This is a genomic window from Streptomyces sp. NPDC044061, assembly GCF_056434305.1.
Genome location: NZ_JBWKFL010000009.1, coordinates 15,056 through 32,029 on the forward strand (window position 1 = coordinate 15,056; position 16,974 = coordinate 32,029).

9 protein-coding genes and 1 pseudogene are annotated in these 16,974 nt (G+C 70.8%); 2 read left to right on the plus strand and 8 right to left on the minus strand.

Annotation, left to right across the window (positions count from 1 at the left end; all coding sequences use genetic code 11):
- Positions 1–51: 51 nt before the first annotated feature.
- The 7 genes from AC07CM_RS16165 to AC07CM_RS16195 form a co-directional block, all read right to left on the minus strand.
- Entirely contained in the window at positions 52–5,976 is a 5,925-nt protein-coding gene (locus tag AC07CM_RS16165; protein WP_478877021.1) for an SDR family oxidoreductase, read from the minus strand.
- Between the two features lie 40 nt (positions 5,977–6,016).
- Positions 6,017–7,528, minus strand: coding sequence for an acyltransferase domain-containing protein (locus AC07CM_RS16170; protein ID WP_478877022.1), 1,512 nt, complete (start codon positions 7,526–7,528; stop codon positions 6,017–6,019).
- 82 nt (positions 7,529–7,610) lie between these two features.
- A complete protein-coding gene (locus AC07CM_RS16175; protein ID WP_478877023.1) occupies positions 7,611–9,002 on the minus strand; it encodes an NAD(P)/FAD-dependent oxidoreductase in 1,392 nt (463 codons plus the stop codon).
- 50 nt (positions 9,003–9,052) lie between these two features.
- Positions 9,053–10,534, minus strand: a complete 1,482-nt coding sequence (locus tag AC07CM_RS16180) for an MFS transporter (RefSeq protein ID WP_478877024.1) — start codon at positions 10,532–10,534, stop codon at positions 9,053–9,055.
- 51 nt (positions 10,535–10,585) lie between these two features.
- Entirely contained in the window at positions 10,586–11,842 is a 1,257-nt protein-coding gene (locus AC07CM_RS16185) for a wax ester/triacylglycerol synthase domain-containing protein (RefSeq protein ID WP_478877025.1), read from the minus strand.
- A 110-nt stretch (positions 11,843–11,952) separates the two neighbouring features.
- Positions 11,953–13,497, minus strand: coding sequence for an acyl-CoA carboxylase subunit beta (locus tag AC07CM_RS16190; RefSeq protein WP_478877026.1), 1,545 nt, complete (start codon positions 13,495–13,497; stop codon positions 11,953–11,955).
- Positions 13,498–13,789: 292 nt separating this feature from the next.
- A complete protein-coding gene (locus tag AC07CM_RS16195; RefSeq protein WP_478877027.1) occupies positions 13,790–14,614 on the minus strand; it encodes an IclR family transcriptional regulator in 825 nt (274 codons plus the stop codon).
- Positions 14,615–14,973: 359 nt separating this feature from the next.
- On the opposite strand from AC07CM_RS16195, the pseudogene AC07CM_RS16200 reads away from it, so the two are divergent.
- Positions 14,974–15,252, plus strand: a pseudogene (locus AC07CM_RS16200) (NAD(P)-binding domain-containing protein); the annotation flags it as partial.
- 103 nt (positions 15,253–15,355) lie between these two features.
- Here AC07CM_RS16200 and AC07CM_RS16205 read toward each other — a convergent pair.
- Positions 15,356–15,778 (minus strand): secondary thiamine-phosphate synthase enzyme YjbQ, encoded by a 423-nt coding sequence (locus AC07CM_RS16205; RefSeq protein ID WP_478877028.1) that lies wholly within the window; start codon positions 15,776–15,778, stop codon positions 15,356–15,358.
- Positions 15,779–15,887: 109 nt separating this feature from the next.
- Between AC07CM_RS16205 and AC07CM_RS16210 the strand changes: the two genes are divergently transcribed.
- Complete coding sequence (locus AC07CM_RS16210; protein WP_478877029.1) at positions 15,888–16,973, plus strand: NAD(P)-binding domain-containing protein; 1,086 nt, start codon at positions 15,888–15,890, stop codon at positions 16,971–16,973.
- Position 16,974 lies beyond the last annotated feature (1 nt).

A 16,974-nucleotide genomic window follows, 5' to 3' on the forward strand; every position in this document is an offset into this window, starting at 1 on the left:
CGCGGATCACGTCGGTCGGACAGGTCGGATCCGCCGCGCCGATCACTCCGGTCAGGCGCCATCGGCGGGGACGGCCTCGCCCGTCCGGACGTCGACGTAGCCGATCAGGGCCGCCCGGAGGTCCTTCATCTGGAGGACCATCAGGCCGTCGGGACGGGCCGCCACGAACCGGTTCTCCACCCGGTCCGCGGACAGGCCGAACCCCGGAGGCGTGGCGTACAGGTCGACGGGGCTCCGGTCGGCCGACAGGGTGTGGTCGTTCGCCTCCTCGTAGAGGTCGATGCGGCGGATCGACAGGGGTGCGGCGACCGGCACCAGCCGGCCGTCCACCAGGTCCAGCACACCGACCCTGGCCAGTCCGTCCAGCAGCACGCACGGCACGGTGAACCGCGACCACACCGGGTCGTCCGAGGGAAGCGAAAGGGCGTACCGTCCCCGCTTGCCCAGGGGATGGATGCCGGTGCCGGTCGTCGAGACGAAGGGCCCGCTCAGCCGGACCGGCGAGCCCGGCTGGTGGTACGGATCGGGGACGGGGGTGTCGTCCGCGCTGTCCCACGGCTCCCAGCGCGGGGCGGGGGCGAACCTGTCCGCCAGGACCACCCGGGCCGCGAAGTGCGGCCTGTCCGCGACCAGGACGACGCCGCCCGGTGACACCACGTCCTCGGAGACGAGGACCTGGACGACGGTCGCGTCCTGCTCGTCCTCGACGATCTCCGCCGTGATGCGCTTCGGCGCCGTCGGGACATCGCGGTACACCCGCAGGAAGTGCTCGAACCTCAGGTCCTCGAAGGCGACCACGTGCCGGCCGGGCACCAGATGGCGGGCCGCCTCGGCCGCCAATTCGGTGACGAAGGTGCCGGGCAGCGTCGGTTCGCCGCGCACGGTGTGGTGTTCCAGATAGCCGTCGGTCCGCAGGTCGAAGGGGCAGGCGAACTCGGCGGAACGGCCGTTCGAGGACACCAGGCGACGCAGGAAGAAACCGGGAGGCGAGGGCCTGGCGGCCGGGGACGCCGGGGCGTCCTCGGTCCTCAGGTAGCCGGGGTAGAACTTCTCCACCGTGGCCTCCTCCGCGTCCCCGAGGTGCACGACGGAAGGCCGCCGGACGGGGGCGTGCAGCTCCTGCACGAAGTGGTGGACGCCCTCGGGCACCGGCATGCTGCTGTAGGAACCGGCCCGTTCGTAGTACGCCTTCGTCAGCTCGCCCGCGCCCATGCCGACGCTCCCCCACAGCGTCCACCCGATGGTGACCTCCTGGTGGTCGGAGGTGGCCGCCGCATAGGTGGCGGCACTGCCCAGGAAGTCGTTGGCGGCGGCGTAGTCCGCTTCGCCGAGCTGCCCGAAGTAGCCGAGGAGCGAACCGAAGTTGCACCACAGACGCGGCGGGGCATCGCGCAGCGCGTACTTCAGGTTCAGGTACGACTCCACCTTCAGGTCCCGGATGGCGGTGAACTCCACGAAGTCCTTGTCCTTGATGAGAGCCGAACGCTGGAGCCCCGCGGCGTTGATGAGCAGGTCGATCCGGCCGTGCTCCCGCAGAACCTCGCCGAGGGCCTTCTCCACCTCGGCGCCGTCGCGCATGTCGCAGGTGCGGTAGGTGACCCGGTCCGCGCCGCTGACGACGGCCATCTCCTCCAGGTTCCGCCGGGACTCGCGCGCGTGGAGCATCCGGTCGAAGTCCTTGGTGATGCTCGCGACCTTCCGGCCCGCGCCCTTGGCGAGTTCGGCGGAGATGTACGCGGCCCGCCCCGCGGCGAACTCCTCGTCCGTACCGGCGAAGACGGACGGTGGATAGGCGTCGAGGGTGTTACTACCGAACACGTGGATACGTGAACCGAATTCCCTGGCGAGGGATTTGACCACCTCCGCGGTGATCCCCCGAGTACCGCCGGCCACGACGATCACCGAGTCCCGGTCCAGTGCGACGGGCGTGTCCTCGTCCAGCGCGACCGGCTCGTCCCGCAGTCGACAGGTACCGCGCGTCCCGTCGTTCTCGACGACCACGGGAAAGTCACGGGCGACACCGCTCTCCTCCTCGACGCTCCGTACCGCCGCCTCGGCGTCGCCGCCGGAGGTGAGGAACGCGAGACTGCCGCCCTCGGGCAGTTCCAGGCCCGCACTCTTCAGCAGGCCCGTGAAGAGACCGGAGAAGGGGTGCGGTGTGCCCTGCTGTACGGCGCCGAGCAGGAGCATCGTCAGGCCCGAGCCGGGCCGGGCCAGATCGTCGTAGGCGCACTGGACGGCCAGGTACGCGGCGTCGTGCAGGGCGAGCAAAGAGGGTGTGCCGTCCGCGACGAGGGCCTGGTCCGGCGGCACGGCGCGACTGAGATCGCTCAGGATCCGCAGCTGGGTGACCGGCCCCCCGATGTCCGACAGTGCCTCGCGTACGGCCTCGGGGGTGACCCGCGACAGGTGGTGCCAGCCGGCGCGTGGACCGTCGAACGGGGTGGTGGACAGCACGGTGAGCGCGGAGTCCGGGTCCGCCACGCGGGCAACCAGGTCGGGGGCGTCGGTGACGACGACGGCGCCGTCCGGCAGGAACGGGACCGGCTCACGGACCGGGCGGGACGCGGCGGCTTCCCACACCGGGACCCGACGCCGGACCCGCAGGGGCTCCCCGGATTCGGTGTGGGTGGTCGAGCGGAAGCTGTCGCGAAGGGTTCCGGGGGTGCCGGTGGGGTGCGGGGTCCGGGCGAGTTCGCGGGTCCCTGTGGTACGCCTGTCGGGGATGGTCAGCCTTAGCCTGGCCCCTGTCGCGCTTCCGTCGTCCGCGCTCGAGACCGTCACCTCCCCCGCAGGGCCGTGCAGGGCCCTGAGGACAGCCAGGCCTCCGGCCGCGCCCAGGTAGCGGGCGTTCTCCGGGGCGCCGGCCCCGCAGAGAACCGTCTCGTGCTCGGCCTCTTCGTTCTCAGCGGCTACGTCCAGGGGCTCGTCCACGTACGCGAGGACGGGCAGGCCCGCGCGCCGGGCTCGTTCCTCGGTGGTCAGCGCGAACAGGAAGGCACCCTCGGCCAGTTCCTTCTCGTGCTCCGGCAGCAGGTCACCGACGAGGGACCGGTACTCCGGGAGGCTGTTGCCGTTGATCCCGCCGGCCAGGGCGAAGTCCAGCTCCCCGGTACGCAGATACCGGCCGGCCAGGGTGATCGACGACAGGGCGGAGGCGAAGCCCGAGTCCAGCGTCATGTTGGAGCCGTTGAGGTCGAAGTAGTTCGCCACCCGGGCGGAGATGATGTTGGGCATCTGACCGGGGAACGAGTCCTCGTTGGACTCCGGGATCATCGACCGCACCTGTTCCCGCAGCCGGTCCAGTGCCCCCGGCATCCCGGCGGCCCCGGCGACCGGCGATTCGGCGAGTGCCTCGCCGATGTCGTCCAGGTAACACCGGTTGGCGTACAGCATCGCGGCCCTGGTCGGCCCCATGTGCCCCACGAACACCCCGGTCTTCGCGGTCTGCTTGCTCCAGGAGTCCGGCATCCGGTCCCGGAGTTCGTGCGCGCACTCCAGGATCATCAGCTGGCACCGGTCCAGGGCTCGGATCGTCTTGGGAGGCAGCCGGACCTTGTTGAACGGCGGCACCGGGTAGTCCGCTCCGAAGCTGTCCAGCGGCGGCCGGCCGCCCGCCAGCCACCTGGTCACGTCCTCGCGCCCGTCCAGGCCCGGCACATGGGCCGACCAGCCGACGAGAGCCACCCTGCTGTCGGTGGCGGGAGCCTTCGTGGCCGGGGTCTGCGTCACCGCCGCCTCGGCGCGCGGGCGGTTCTCGGAGACGATGAGATGGGCGTTCGTACCTCCGAAACCGAACCCGGACACGGCCGCCAGCCGGGGCCGCTCCGCGCTCTCGGGCCATTCCCTGGACTCCGAGGTGACCTCCAGCCGCGTGTCCGCCAGCCGGAAGTCGGCACGGGGGGTGTCGAGGCGGAACTGGCCGGGGATGGTGTGCTGCTCCAGGCCTTTCAGGCTCTCGATGAGCGAGACGACACCGGCGGCCCACCCTGTGTGCCCCAACAGCGACTTGTTGGACGTGACGGCCGTCGGAGCGGAGGTGCCGAAGTGCTCCCGCAGCGTGGTGAACTCCTCCAGGTCACCGGCGGGCGTACCGGTCGCGTGCGCGTTGATCCACTGCACGTCGGCGGTGTCGACCGCACCGCCCTCCAGGGCCCGCTGCACCGCCAGCCCCTGACCCCGCGCGTTGGGCGCGTAGATCGCCTTGCCCTTGCCGTCGGAGGACGAGCCGAAGGCCCGCAGCACCCCGAGAACCTTGTCGCCGTCCTGCTGGGCCTTGCGCAGCCGCTTGAGTACGACGAGGGCGGCGCCGTCCGCGAAGATCACGCCGTCGGCACTCTCGTCGAGGGCGTGCACGGTGCCGCGCTTCGACAGTCCCTTGAGCTTCGAGAACAGGACGGTGCCGCGCGGCGCCAGCGCGAAGGCTCCGCCGCATACGGCGATGTCCTGTTTTCCCATCAGCAGGCCCTTGGCCGCGATGTCGACGGCGTACAGCGACGAGGAGCAGGCGGTGTCGACCATGTGGAGTTCGGTGGAGGGCGGAAGGACGCCGTCCATGGCCACCTCGCCGACCCGGTGGGGAAGGAAACGCGAGGGTGAGTGGGCGCCGCGCCGGTACCGGTCGGAGAGGGCCCGGTCGATGCCCTCGCGGAGCGTGTCCCGCTGCTCGTCCGGGACCTGCAGGCCGTCGACGATGCCGTGCGTCATCCGGTTCGCGCTCGCGAGGACGCCCGCCTCTTCGAGGTGCTGGCTGCCGTCCGGGGTGTAGCCGACCACGAAGGAGCACCTGTCGGTGTCGTTGCGCGTGACGCCGTCGAGCGCCTGCACCAGGCTGTGGCGCAGCCACTTGGTGGTGAGCTCCGCCTCTCCGGAGCCGCCCGGCATGCCCTCCAGGGCGCCTTCCGCGGCGGCGAAGTCCGTGATGAACACGCACTGTTCGGCGTACGCCTTGTCCTCGGCGGCCAGGTCGGACGAGTGGAAGCTGCCGTGCTGCCAGCGGTCGCGGGGGACCCTGATGAAGAGCTCGTCGCCTGTCGTACGCAGCTTCCAGAACTCGTCGGGGCTGTTGGCCCCGGCGACGGCCATGCCCATGCCGACGACGGCGATGGCGTCGTCACCGAACTCGACGGGTTCTTCGGACGGCGGGACGCGACCGGGCTTGGGGTCGGTGTCTGCTTCGGACACCTCGACCGCCTCCGCCGGAGGCGAGAGAAGGGCGGCGCCGAGGGTGAGGCCGCCGTCGGCAAGGACGACCTGTCCCGTGATCCACCTGGCGTCGTCGGAGGCGAGGAAGGACACGAGTGCCGCGAACTCGTCCGGCCTGCCGAGCCGCCCCCACGGGGTGGCCCGCGCGATGACCTCCTGCATCTCCCCGGCATCAGGGAACTTGTCCGCCACCTCACTGCTCAGCATGGCGGCCGAGGCGACGTTGACCCGGATGCCCAGCGGCGCCAGTTCGACGGCGAGATAGCGGGCGGCGGCCTCGGCGGCAGCCTTCGCCGGAGCGCAGGCCGAGTAGTTGGCCATCACCATCTGCGAGCCGCCCAGCGCGGACACGGTGACGATGGAGCCGCCCCCGCCCCGCGCCATCAGTGGGGCTGCGGACCGAGAACAGCGCAGTCCGCCCTTGTAGTTGGTTTCGATCGCCTTGTCGAGGTGATCCTCGGTGACCTCGTCCGGCGGCAACAGGGCGCCGTTCGCAGCGTTGTTGACGAGGATGTCGAGCCTGCCGTGCAGCCGGTCGATCTCCTGGAACATCCGGTCGACCTGTTCCTGCCGGACCACCGAGGCCCGTACGAGATCGACCCGGGCCCCCTCCGCGACGAGTTCGTCGCGCGTCTGCTTGGCCTGGTCGTGCGAGTGGAAGTAGTTGAGGACGATGTCGGCCCCTCGTGCGGCGAGATCCCGCACGATGGCCTTGCCTATCCCCCTCGACCCGCCGGTTACCAGCGCCACCTTGCCGGTGAGGTTCTTCATCGAAATGCGTGTCCTTCGTGTCCGTCGTGTTCGTCAGGAATCAGGCCGCCGGCGCCGGCTCGGGGTGCCGTTCCAGCTCGGCGATCACGAAGTCGGCGATGGCGTCCAGCGTGTTGTAGGGCGCCAGCCGGAAGTCGGCCTCACGCGGCGGCAGTTCGTATCGCTTGGAGACCCGGGAGAGCAGCTCGACCTGCTTGACCGAGTCGACGCCGAGTTCGGCCTCCAGCTGTGCTCCGCCCTCGAAGACCTCTTCCGGGTACTCCAGCGCTTCCGCGTACAGGGCCCGCAGCTCGCCGAGGACCTCGTCGCGGTCCAGCGCGGCGTTGGGGGCCGCGCCTGCCCGTGCGGGCTCCTGATCGTCCGAAGTCACCGAGCGACGGACCGGCTCCCGCACCCGCTCCTCCTCCGCGAAGGCCTCCGCATCCGTCCGCACCCGCTCCCGTACCTCGTGCCCGTGTGCCTTCCAGTACGCCTCGAAGAGGTCCGAGGGGACGGTCGGGGCCAGGAGCTCGGCGAGTCCGGGCCGGGATTCCGACGTACCGTCCGGATCGGCCAGGCCCGCCGTGCGCAGCTCCCGGAGTGTTGCGTCCAGCGCCAGCCGACCGCCGTCGTCGAGCGCGAGGGTGGGAAGGGAGCGCACGTCCGAGCCCTGGGTCAGCCGGGTCACCAGCTTGGACAGCACGGGACGTCCGCCCGCCTCCACGAACGTGGAAACACCGTCCCGGTGCAGCGCGCGCACCGCCGCGGCGAAACGGACCGGCTGGACGAAGTGGTCAGCGAGGCGGCCGGCGAGGGCTTCGCCGGGCTCGTAGTAGCGCTGGAGGATCGGCGAGTACACCGGCCGCTGGAGCGGGAGCTGATCCAACGTGCGTACGTACGCCTCGAATTCGGGGGCCGCGGGCGCCAGCGCCGGGGTGTGGAAGGGGAACGGCGCGTCGATCTCGATCGCGCCGATGTCCAGCTGCGCGGCGATCGCCGTCACCTGGTCCAGCACCCCGTCAGGGCCGCTCACCACGGTCTGCTCGTCGTGGTTCTCCGTGGCGACCGCCAGCAGCGGGTCGTCCAACAGGCCGAGGAGCATCCGTACCCGGTCGGCCCCGGCCGACAGGGCCACCATGCGTCCGTCGATCCCGTCATGGCGCTCGATGACCGCGACGCGCTGCGCGACGATACGCACCCCGTCCTCGGCCGAGAAGGCCCCGGCGGCCACGAGGGCGGTGATCTCCCCGAGGCTGTGGCCCGCGAGCACGTCCGGCCGTACGCCCCGGTCGGTGAGGATCTCGTACGCGGCGAAGCCGGCGCCGTAGATGGCCACCTGGGACATCCAGGAGTCGCCCGCCAGCAGTTCTCGCAGGTCGGCCGGTTCAGGCCCGAACAGCACATCGCTGATACGACGTGAGAACAGCGCGTCGGTCGCGGAGTCGAGGCGTTCGAACACCCGCTGGATCTGCGGGTACTTCTGCTTCGCCCGCCGAAGGGCTGCGGCGTCGAAGCCGCCCTGACCGGGGAAGACGAACGCGGTGCTCGGGCCGGTGGAGGTGTTTTCGGGCATACCGAAGAATCCCTTGCTGAAAGAAGTGGGTTGGTGGGCGTGGTGGCTCGGACCACGTCAGTGGTGGGAACGGGGTGGGTGGCTAGATCGACGGCTGCGCCGCCGGCCGCGGGGAGCCGTCCAGCAGGTACCGCCCCATGGGGCCGAGGCTTCTGGCGATCAGCCGGTCACCGGCCCGGGTCGCCGGGGCAAAGTGCCGGGGTGCTCCGCGCACCAGCCAGCGCACCATCCGCAGCTTCCAGCTGGTGTCCGGACCGGACTCCACGTGGTCCAGCAGGGCGTGGATGCTGGAGGCGGAGTAGAACTGCGCGGGGTCCACGATCGTGGCGAAGACGCCGACCATGTCCCGGCCGTGCGTGGCGCTGCGGCTCATCGCCCGGATGAACTCGATCTCCTCGGAGCTGTGGTTCGCGATGAGGGCGTGCTCGCAGGTGTACTGGAAGTGGCCCGTGACCAGGGCGTCCCGCCGGCGGCCGTACGCGGCGAGCGCTGCCGGCAGTCCGGCACCACCCGTCGGCGACAGGCCCTGCTCGACGGCCTCCACGAGGAGTTCGGCGCTGCGCAGGCCGTCGGTGATGCCGGCGGCCGTGATCGGGTCCCGGGTGTATCCGGCGTCCCCGACCAGCGCCCAGCCGGGGCCGTGCGAACGGCGCAGGAAGTTCGGCACGGCACCCGTCAACCAGCGGCCCGCGCGCTTGGTTTCGCGCAGCGACGCGGCCCAATCGGAGTCCACGTCCTCGAAGGCGTCGATGACCGTCCTGTCGCGCTCCTCGTCGCCGCTCGCCTTGAAGTCCCGCGCCGGGAGGGCGACGCCCACGATGGTCAGGTCGTCGTGGGTGGGCCACGTGAAGGTGTGCTTGTGAGCGTGCCGGTGGGTGCGCACCCGGCCGTCGTGCGGCAGCCCTTCCCAGTAGGCCCAGTGGCTCTTGTTGAGGACGGGCCGAGTGGCGTACTTCTCGGCGCCCGTGAGCCGGGCGATCGTGGAGTTGGAACCGTCGGCGCCTACGACGAGACGGGCGTGCTCGGTCACGGTGGCGCCGTCGCCCGACCGTCCGCGTACGCCGGTCACGGTGCCCGCCTCGTCCGTGCACAGCTCCCGCACCGAGAAGTCCTCGCGGAAGTCGGCGCCGGCCTCGATCGCGGCGTCCAGCAGGATCCGGTCCAGCGTGGCCCGGGCCGGGGAATACGCTTCGTCGACCCCGTCGACCGCCGGCAACGGGGCCATCAGCCGGGCCCGGCCGCTCTGGAGGCCGTACTCCCGGATCGGCGGGCAGCCCGTGGCGATCAGCCGGTCGAGCAGTCCCCAGCGCTTCAGCCGGACAATGCCCGGCGGGTGCACCAGGTTGGTCGCCGCGGCCTTCCCTCCCGGGAAGACGGCACGATCGAGGAGGAGGACCCGGTAGCCCGCCCTCGACAGGAGCATGGCCGTGGACGCGCCGCTGACGCGCGCGCCGACCACGATGACGTCGTACATGTCAGGTCCCCCAGATACGTTTCGGTGCGTTCGCGTTCCGGACAGCACGGCTAGCCCCTGGTCCCCTGAGGTGCGCGAGTCCCGCTCCGGTCCTCCTGGCCGACGCGCACCCGGGCCTCCTGCGTCGCCCGCTTCTCCCTGGTGCGGCGAGGGGCGCAGAGCATCGACAGGACGCCGAGCGCCGCGAACCCGGATCCGACCCAGGCGGCGGGGACCAGGCCGTCGACGAACCGCTGGGGTGTGGTGTAACCGCCGTACGAGGTGAAGATCGAGGTCAGCACCGCGACGCCCAGGACTCCGCCGAGCTCGCGGAAGGTGTTGTTGGCGCCGGACGCGATGCCCTGTTCGCGCGGGCTGACGACGTTCATCGCCATCTCGGCGACGGGCGCGAAGAACAGCCCCAGACCGATACCGCCCAGCACCAGTCCGGGGACCTGGTCCGCGTACTCGGTGTGGACATGGGACACCGAGGCCAGCCAGCCCAGCGCGACGGCCTCGGCCAGCAGCCCGAGGGCCACCACGAGCCGGCTTCCGATCCAGGCGGTCAGGAAGGACGCGAGGGGAGCGACCAGTACGGGCATCGCCGTCCACGCGAGCATCCGCACGCCCGCCTCCAGGGGCGAGAAACCCTGGATGTCCTGCATGAACTGGGTGAGCAGGAAGACCAGTCCGAACATGGCCGCGAACATCAGCGCGCTCGTGGCGTTGACGGCGGTGAACGAGCGGTTGCGGAAGAGCCGCATCGGCAGCATCGGCGCCGGGGCACGCAGCTCCCACACGACGAAGGCCGTGAGCAGCGCCGCCCCGGCGATCAGGGAGCCGAGCACCTTGCCGCTGGTCCAGCCGTCGTCGGTGGTGCTCACCAGCGCGAAGACCACGCCGAGCATGCCGAGACTCACCAGCACGGTGCCGGGCAGGTCGAGCCGTGCGCCGGGGTGTTTGCTCTCGGCCAGCCGCCACAGCCCCAGGAGCAGCACGACGATGCCGATCGGTACGTTGATCCAGAAGATCCACTCCCAGGAGATCTTCTCCACGACGGTCCCGCCGACCAGCGGACCGAGCGCGACCGCCAGTCCGCTCAGCGCCCCCCAGACGCCGAGGGCGATGCCACGCCGTCGCTCGGGCACCGCCTCGGTGAGCAGCGTCAGGGTCAGCGGCATGACGATGGCCGCGCCGAAGCCCTGCACGGCCCGGGCGGCTATCAGCTCCTCCGGCGAACCGGAGAGCGCGCACGCCGCCGACGCGGCGGTGAACACCGTGAGCCCGCCCAGGAACATCCGCCGGCGTCCGAAGCGGTCACCGGCGGCAGCGCCGAACATCAGGAAGACCGCGAACGCCAGGGTGTAGGCGTTCACCGTCCATTCCAGGTCCTGGAGATCCGTGCCCAGGGATTTCTGGATGGCGGGCAGCGCGGTGATCACGACGAGGTTGTCCAACGCGGCCATGAACACCGCGAGTCCACTCACGACCAGGGTCCATAAGGCGTTTCCGCGGGTTCCATTGGTTGCACGGGAAGGGGACCGACCGAACATAGAAGATCCTTCGTCGAAGGTACGGCGGGCAGGCGCGCGAAGTGGTCCGGGCTAAACGGCGGCGGAGAGGGTGTCCAGCGCGTGGCGCCAGAGGCCGGCCAGCTGCTCCGCTTCGGGGAGCGCGCGGTCGTACAGGAAACTGATCCGCACCTGCTCTCCGTGGGAGAGCAGCGTCACGGACAGGGCGTTGCCCGGGAGGAGTACGCCCAGGGGGATCGCGTCGATCACCGGGGCACCCCGGAAGGACAGCGCGGTGGAGAGGCTGAAGTTCGAGGCGTACAGGGGGGACGCCTGCGGGCTGAGCAGCCGCCGGACCGTCCACCGCGTCAAGGCGGGCGGAAGGATCCCGACGAGCGCCCGGCTGGCCGGTCGCAGACCGTGGGCACGCATCCGGCGGGTCCGCTCGGCGAGCTGAGTGAAGGCGACGTCGAAGGGCGTCCCGCGGGTCGGCAGGGTGACGACCGCGGTGGTGAGGTGGTTGCCGAGGAGGCCGTCCTCGCCGGGCCGTCGGGTGCTCAGCGGCATCCGTACCGGAACCGGTGTCGTGCGAAACCGCGACCGTACGCGCCCGTCGGTCGCAGCGCTCCAGTCGTTGAGCGCCTGCCACAACGCCATGAGGAACGCGTCGTTGAGCGTGCCACCGAACCGTTGGCTCAGCTCTCGCAGTTCGCTCGAGGTCGCGCAGGCGCTGGACACGCCGAGGCGTTCGGGGCGGGGCGTCGGCGCCCTGGGCCACAGCCGGGCGGGATCCGACGCGCGGACGAGGCCCGTACCGACGCTCAGCGTTCCGCGGACCAGTTCGCGGGGGGAACCGCTGATGAGCGGTCGTGGTCCCGTCTCACCCCGCTGTCCGGCCGAGGGGCCGCAGTCGCCGAACAGCATGGAAACGACGTACGCCGCGCCCATGCCGTCCTCGGCGCTGTGGTGAACCCGGTAGCACACCCCGAACTCCCCGTCGACGTGGCCGTGTACGAGGCGCATCGCCCACGGCGGAGCGTTCTCCGGCAGCGGCTCACGGGCCAGGGTGGTGAGCACGGTGTCGAGGGAGGTCCCCGCCGGGAACGCCTCCTCTTCCAGGTGGGCGGCGGGGTCGAAGCCGGAGACCGGCTCCCGCCGGGGCCGTCCACGGGAAGACGTCAATCGGTGTGTCAGGCCGGGAAGTCCGGGCAGCCGCTCCGCGAGGTGGTCGTGCAGTTCCCTCAGCGGCGGGGGATTCCCCTGGAATCGCAGGAACTGGCCGTGGGTCAGTCCGACTTCGCCTTCCATGGAGAGGAAGACCTCGTCGATCGGGTTGAGTCGGTGAGTCATGCGCTCCGCTTCCCTGCCGGTCGCGTGGGGCGCATCCGCGTGGATCGCATCCACGTCTGTCAGGTCGGTTGCATCCGCGCCGGTCGCGTCGGGCGGCGTCCTGGGGCCGGTCACGTCGGCGGGTTGCCGTGCTTGCGGGACGGCAGGTCGGCGTGTTTGGCGCGTAACGCGCGCAGGGCCTCGACGAGCGTGGACCGGGTGTCGGCCGGGTCGATGACGTCGTCGACGAGCCCGCGTTCCGCGGCGTAGTAGGGATGCATCAGCTCGGCCTTGTACTCCTTGACGAGCCGGGCACGAGCCTCCTCGGGATCGTCGGCGGCGGCGATCTCCCGCCGGAAGACCACGTTCGCCGCGCCCTCCGCGCCCATCACCGCTATCTCGTTGGCGGGCCAGGCATAGGTGGCGTCGGCGCCGATGGACTGGGAGTCCATGACGATGTAGGCGCCGCCGTACGCCTTGCGCAGCACCAGCGAGATCCGCGGGACCGTCGCGTTGCAGTACGCGTAGAGGAGTTTGGCTCCGTGGCGGATGATGCCCCCGTGCTCCTGGTCGACCCCCGGAAGGAAACCGGGCACGTCGACCAGGGTCACCAGGGGGATGCTGAAGGCGTCGCAGACGGAGACGAAGCGGGCGGCCTTCTCCGAGGCGTGGATGTCCAGCACCCCGGCGAGGCTGGTCGGCTGGCTCGCGACGATGCCGACGGTCTGCCCGTCCAGCCGGGCCAGTCCGCACAGCACGCTGGTGGCCCAGCCCTCGTGCGTCTCCAGCCAGTCCCCCTCGTCGACGACCTCCCTGATCACCGCGCGCATGTCGTAGGGACGGCTGCCGTCGGCGGGTACGACGTCGACGAGCCCGTCGTTCCTGCGCTCCACGGGATCGTCGCAGGCGTAAGCGGGCGGCAGCTCACGATTGTTGGACGGCAGGAGCGACAGCAGGTGGCGTACTTCATTGAGGCATTCGGCCTCGTCGTCGTGGACGAAACCGGCGACGCCGGAAACCGTGCCATGGACGTCCGCTCCGCCGAGTCCTTCGTGGGTGATCTCCTCACCCGTCACCGAGTGCACCACGTCGGGGCCGGTGATGAACATCTGCGCAGTGCCGCGCACCATGAAGAGGAAGTCGTTGAGCGCCGGAGAATAGGCGGCGCCGCCCGCGCACGGACCCAGCATCACCGCGATCTGCGGGATCACTCCAGAGGCTCTGGTATTGCGGCGGAAAATGCCGCCGTATCCGGCGAGCGCGGAGACACCCTCCTGAATTCGGGCGCCGGCGCCGTCATTGAGGGAGACCAGCGGCGCTCCCGCCGAAACGGCCATGTCCATGATCTTGTGGATCTTGGCGGCGTGGGCCTCACCGAGCGATCCGCCGAAGATACGGAAGTCGTGGGCGTACGCGAAGACGGTCCGTCCGTGGACGGTCCCCCAGCCCGTGACGACGCCGTCGGTGTGGGGCCTGCGGTGCTCCAGTCCGAAGCCGGTGGCACGGTGCCGCCGAAACCGCTCGACCTCGTGGAAGGACCCCGTGTCGAAGAGGAGATCCAGCCGCTCCCGCGCGGTCAGCTTGCCGCGGGTGTGCTGCTGTTCGGTACCGCGGGAGCCGGGGCCGCGCTCCACGTCGCGTCGGGTGGCGTGCAGGAGGGCCACGCTGTCCCGCATAGTCATTCCTCCATATCTGCGGATCTCTTCGGGCATCTCCTTTCCCTCTCGATTATTCGAGGGTGGCTTCGCGTCATGTCAAGGGAGGCCGGGAGTCTCCCGCAGGGCGAGAAATCCCCGGGCGGGCGCGAAATCCCGCGACGCGAGAAGAGGAGGATCCCCCTGAATACGGGCGGTTGTCGCGGGTACACCGCAGTGGCGGGAACGTCTAATTCGCGTACCCGCTACTGCTTGAGTGGGCGCGGCCTTCCGAATGGACGGCCGCGCCCAGTAGACGTCGGATAGAGCGCGCTCAGTAAGAGCCCGGGACCTCCGCGGACCAAGGCCCGTCGTCGTCCGCCGGGGTGAAGCGTGCGGCGGCGCGTTGTACGGCCCGCACCGCGGTCCTGGGCCAGGCCGACAGGTCGTGCCCGGGCTTGAGCACGGCCACGGACCCCATGATCAGCCCGTCCCACCTGACGGGCGCCGCACAGCCGACCCAGCCCGCGGCCCACTCCTCGACGTCGGCCGTGAGCCCGTCCTTGCGGACGGATTCCAGGGAGGCCAGCAACCGCGCGTTGTCGCGGTATGCGCCCGGCCCCGCCCCGTCCGGGACCGGCTCGGCCAGGACCCGGTCCTGGATGACCTTCGGCAGGTACGCGAGGATGGCCCGCCCCGCGGCTCCGGTCCGCAGCGACCGGCAAACCTCCATGAACGCCCTGTGCGTGATGCCGAGTTCGGACAGGTCCGAGGTGCCGACGGCCATGTCCAGGCACTGTTTGCCGGCACCTCCGAAGGGCGCCAGAGCGAAGAGGAACACCAGCCCCCCGTCGGTGGCCGCGTGCAGATCCTCCAGAACGGCGTGCACGACACGTTCGTTGGGCGCGTGTGCGAGGGACTTCAGCCCAAGCCTCGCGGCACCGGCCCCCAGCCGGTACAGACCATGCCCCTCACGGGCGAAGATGCCGTCATAGACGCCCGACTGGAGAATGCGATGAACCGTGGAGTCGTCCAGCCCAGTCACCTCCGCCAACTCACCGGGGCCGTGCATCTGTCCTTCGACCTCGGTGAACGCCCGCTGGACCCGAAATACCCGGTCGGCGTGCGCGCTGCCGCCTAATGTGCCGCGCTTGCTCATATCCCTGCTCCCCGTTCAGGTTGCGCCGTCGCACACCGGACGGACGGCCTGTCCCTTGGCTACCAAGGTAATGACCCGCCCGGTCGCCCCACCCACCCGGACCCACCATCACGGCTCCCCCACACCTGACACACCCCTGTCCGACCTGGACGCGAAGCGGCCGCCAGCCCGATCGTTCTCACCGGATGCCGGATTCTCCGGAGCCAGGACGCCGAATTGAACACGACATGCCCTCCTGGACCGCGACTGGGACGGGAGCTTGAGTGCACCGATGTCACCGGCCAGGCGCCCCGGCGGCACGGTCCAGACCCCGTCAAGGGGGAGCCGGGAGGGACGGAACACTCCTGCGTTCCAAAAGAGTGCGGCAGTCGACCCGCGAACGGACTGCCCTTCACCAGCAGGGGCCGTGCGCTGAGCGGCTCGAGACACGTATCGGCCGCAGCGCGAGGCCTGCCGGTCTGCGCGCGGCGGCCGAGTCAGGTCAGGTGGTGCCGGCCGCGCTGCCCTTCGGAGCGGCAGCGCACGCAGCACAGGACCTGCAGGCGGCCATGGAGGGCAAGGTGTTGCTCGACTGCTCCAACCCGGTCGGGCCGGGCTTCCGGCTGCTGACGGCAGGCGGCCGTACCACCGCGCAGCGACCTTGACCGCGCCCATGAACATGACACTCAGGGAGCTGATCACGCACGGGTCAAGGCGCATTCGGCGCGGCCGGAATTCGACGCTACAGTCCCGTCACACGCATCACCCGAGGAAGCTCAGCCGCACCTGCCGGTTCGGATTGTCCTTGTTGGTGTCCACGAGGCACACGGACTGCCAGGTGCCCAGTTCCAGGCGTCCGTCGACGACCGGGAGGGTCGCGTGCGGTGGGACGATCGCGGGCAGGACGTGGTCGCGGCCGTGGCCGGGGCTGCCGTGCCGATGCTGCCAGCGGTCGTCCGCAGGCAGCAGGGTGTGCAGGGTCGCCAGGAGGTCGTCGTCGCTGCCGGCTCCCGTCTCGATGACGGCGATGCCGGCGGTCGCGTGGGGCACAAAGATGTTCAGCAGGCCGTCGCGGCCTGCCGCCGCCTCGCGCAGGAAGTCCTCGCAGTCCGTGGTCAGGTCGACGACCCGCTCCCGGGAACCCGTGGAGACGTTCAGCATCCGAGTGGTGAAGGCATCCGACATGCCCCCATCCTGACCCATGCGCCGGGCTTCACACCTCGCGGCGCGACCTGCGCTGATGCGAGAGGTGCTCCGAGGGAAGATCCACGACCGGCTCGCTGTTGGTGGAAGCGTGAACGAAACGCGCGAGGTCGAGGTCGTCGTCACGGGCGCTGGACAGGCCGGACTGTCCAGCGCCTATCACCTGCGGCGCACCGGTTTCGAGCCGGACCGTGACTTCGTGGTGCTGGACCACTCCCCCGGGCCGGGCGGCGCCTGGCAGTTCCGCTGGCCGTCCCTGACGTACGGCAGGGTGCACGGTATGCACTCCCTGCCCGGTATGGAGCTGACGGACGCCGATCCGGACCGGCCCTCGGCGGAGGTGATCCGTGCGTACTTCGACCGGTACGAGCGCACCTTCGACCTGCGGGTACGGCGCCCCGTCGACGTACGGGCCGTGCGGGAGGGCGACGACGGGCGGCTGCTCGTGGAGACGTCGGAGGGCAACTGGTCCACGCGGGCGCTGATCAACGCGACGGGCACCTGGGACCGGCCGTTCTGGCCGCACTACCCCGGTCAGGAGACCTTCCGCGGACGGCAGTTGCACACCGCGCAGTACGCCGGGCCCGAGGAGTTCGCCGGGCGGCGGGTCGTGGTCGTGGGCGGCGGGGCGTCCGGAACCCAGCACCTGCTGGAGATCGCTCCCTTCGCGGCCGCCACCACCTGGGTCACCCGGCGGCCTCCGGTCTTCCGTGAGGGCCCGTTCGACCAGGAGACGGGCCGGGCCGCGGTCGCGCTGGTCGAGGAGCGGGTACGACAGGGGCTGCCGCCGAGGAGTGTGGTCTCGGTCACCGGACTTCCGCTCAACGACGCCGTCAGGCGGGGTCGGGCCGACGGGGTGCTCGACCGGCGGCCGATGTTCGACCGGATCACCCCGGACGGGGTGGAGTGGAGCGACAGGCGGCGTGTGGACGCCGATGTGATCCTCTGGGCCACCGGCTTCCGGGCCGCCCTCGATCACCTCACTCCGTTGCGGCTGCGCGAGCCGGGCGGCGGGATCCGGGTCGAGGGGACCCGCGCGGTCGCCGATCCGCGCATCCATCTCGTCGGGTACGGCCCCTCGGCCAGTACCGTCGGCGCGAACCGTGCGGGACGCGCGGCGGTTCGCGACATCAGACGGCTGCTGGCCGGGGAACCGGGCGAGCCGGTCGCCGCGTGAG

Bases quoted from the DNA above. Each gene is read 5' to 3' on its own strand.
- AC07CM_RS16165 (WP_478877021.1), bottom strand. From the start codon at position 5,976: ATGAAGAACCTCACCGGCAAGGTGGCGCTGGTAACCGGCGGGTCGAGG.
- AC07CM_RS16170 (WP_478877022.1), bottom strand. From the start codon at position 7,528: ATGCCCGAAAACACCTCCACCGGCCCGAGCACCGCGTTCGTCTTCCCC.
- AC07CM_RS16175 (WP_478877023.1), bottom strand. From the start codon at position 9,002: ATGTACGACGTCATCGTGGTCGGCGCGCGCGTCAGCGGCGCGTCCACG.
- AC07CM_RS16180 (WP_478877024.1), bottom strand. From the start codon at position 10,534: ATGTTCGGTCGGTCCCCTTCCCGTGCAACCAATGGAACCCGCGGAAAC.
- AC07CM_RS16185 (WP_478877025.1), bottom strand. From the start codon at position 11,842: ATGACTCACCGACTCAACCCGATCGACGAGGTCTTCCTCTCCATGGAA.
- AC07CM_RS16190 (WP_478877026.1), bottom strand. From the start codon at position 13,497: ATGCGGGACAGCGTGGCCCTCCTGCACGCCACCCGACGCGACGTGGAG.
- AC07CM_RS16195 (WP_478877027.1), bottom strand. From the start codon at position 14,614: ATGAGCAAGCGCGGCACATTAGGCGGCAGCGCGCACGCCGACCGGGTA.
- AC07CM_RS16205 (WP_478877028.1), bottom strand. From the start codon at position 15,778: ATGTCGGATGCCTTCACCACTCGGATGCTGAACGTCTCCACGGGTTCC.